The sequence below is a fragment of the Mesorhizobium sp. M7A.F.Ca.US.002.01.1.1 genome (assembly GCF_004022955.1).
Taxonomy (GTDB): Bacteria; Pseudomonadota; Alphaproteobacteria; order Rhizobiales; family Rhizobiaceae; genus Mesorhizobium; species Mesorhizobium ciceri.
In genome coordinates, this window is sequence record NZ_RZQE01000718.1 from 1 (window position 1) to 2,180 (window position 2,180).

The window sequence follows — 2,180 nt, forward strand, 5'->3', positions numbered from 1 at the left end:
GCTTGAGGGCGCGGAGCGCTTCGGCCACGCCGCCGCACCGCTGGCGCTGGCGGTGGCGCCGACGCGCGAACTCGCCTTGCAGGTGACGCGCGAACTGGAATGGCTCTACGAACTGACCGGCGCCACCGTGGCGTCCTGCGTCGGCGGCATGGACATGCGCTCGGAGCGGCGTGTGCTGGAGCGTGGCGCCCATATCGTCGTCGGCACGCCCGGCCGGCTGCGCGACCACATCACCCGGCGCTCGCTCGACATGTCGGCGCTGAAGGCGGTGGTGCTCGACGAGGCCGACGAGATGCTCGATCTCGGCTTTCGCGAAGACCTCGAATTCATCCTCGACGCCGCTCCGGCCGAACGCCGGACGCTGATGTTCTCGGCCACGGTGCCGCGCTCGATCGCCACGCTCGCCCAGGGCTATCAGCGCGATGCGGTGCGCATTTCGGCCGCCGGCGAGGAGAAGCAGCATCTCGACATCGAATATCGGGCGCTGAGCGTCGCCCAGCCCGACCGCGAGAACGCCATCATCAATGTGCTGCGCTATTACGAAGCCAAGAACGCGCTGGTGTTCTGCAACACGCGTGCCGCCGTCAATCATCTGACCGCGCGCTTCAACAACCGCAACTTCTCCGTCGTCGCCCTGTCGGGCGAGCTCAGCCAGAACGAGCGCAGCCATGCGCTGCAAGCGATGCGGGACGGCCGCGCAAAAGTCTGTATCGCCACCGATGTCGCGGCGCGCGGCATCGACCTGCCCAATCTTGAGCTGGTCATCCACGCCGATTTGCCGACCAACCCGGAAACGCTGCTGCACCGCAGCGGCCGCACCGGCCGCGCCGGGCGCAAGGGCGTCAGCGCGCTGATCGTGCCCAACAGCGCCCGCAAGCGCACCGAACGGCTGTTGCAGAACGCCGGCCTCAAGGCGACATGGGCGAGCCCGCCCTCGGCCGACGACGTGATGCGGCGCGACGACGAGCGCATCCTTGCCGATCCGGCTTTCGATGAGCCGGTGAAGGAGGACGAGCGCTCCTTCATCGACGCACTGCTCGCCAGGCATGGCGCCGAACAGGTGGCCGCTGCCTTCGTGCGCCAGTGCCGCGCCAGCCGCTCGGCCCCCGAGGACCTCATGGAGATCGCGCCCTTCACGCCGTCGCGTGAAAGACCGGCGGGCGAAGGTTTCGCGCGCCGCGACGAGGCGCCCAGCCGCCGCGACGATTTCGGCGACAGCGTCTGGTTCTCGCTGTCGATCGGGCGCCGGCAGAATGCCGAGCCGCGCTGGCTCATCCCGATGCTATGCCGCACCGGCAGCATCTCGAAGCGAGAGATCGGCGCCATCAAGATGCAGCCGGAAGAGACCTACGTGCAGATCGCGGCGGATTGGGCAGACCGCTTCCTGGCCGCGATCGGTCCCGACCGGAAGCTGCAAGGCAACATCCTGGTGAAGCGGCTCGACGGTACGCCCGATCTGTCGCGCGCCGGCTATCAGCCGCCAAGCCCCGACAAGAAGCCGCATCGCGGCAAGGCGCCGTTCGATCCCAACGCGCCGAAGCGCAAATTCGAAAAACGTGCACCGGCAGCAGCCGATCAGCGCCCGACTGCCCCGCATGATGCAAAGCCATGGGCGAAGAAGCCGGGCAAGCCGAAATTCGACACCTCTGGTGCACCCAAGCACAAGAAGGCGAAGAAGCGGCCTTCGTAAGACCGGGCAACGAGCCTCATCCGCCCGCATGACGCCGGCCGCATCCCGATGCGGTCTTGCCCATCGGTTCGGCCATGTGCCACACCTTGGCAGGGACGTGGCAAGTGGGGGTGGCAAATGCGCGGCAAAGTGCTTCACTATGACGAAGTCCAGGGTTTCGGCTTCATCACCGGAGCCGACGGCAACCGCTACACCTTCACCCGCGAAAACCTGCGCCGGGAAACCACTATGCGGAAGGAAGCGGGCGTGGAATTCCAGGCGGGCGGCGGCCAGGCGCGCGACGTCTTTTTGATCGCCGCCGAGACGGCTGCGCCGGCCGGCGACGCTGGTACGAGCGCCGCGCCGACTCAAGCCGGTAACGCACCATCCGCTTCTGCGCCACAGGCCCAGCATTTCGGCCGTTCCCCCGGGCCGGCCGAGCCCACCGATCTCTGGGGCTATTTCTGGCGTGGCGTGACGCAGAACTATTTCAATTTCGCCGGACGTGCCC

General features: G+C 67.5%; 1 protein-coding gene and 1 pseudogene. Both read left to right on the forward strand.

The annotated features are described in order from the left end of the window. The coding region (locus EN932_RS34560) for a DEAD/DEAH box helicase (protein WP_164890796.1) at window positions 1–1,690 on the forward strand (1,690 nt) is incomplete at its 5' end. A 117-nt stretch (window positions 1,691–1,807) separates the two neighbouring features. Continuing rightward, window positions 1,808–2,180 (forward strand): annotated as a pseudogene (locus EN932_RS34565) (DUF805 domain-containing protein); the annotation flags it as partial.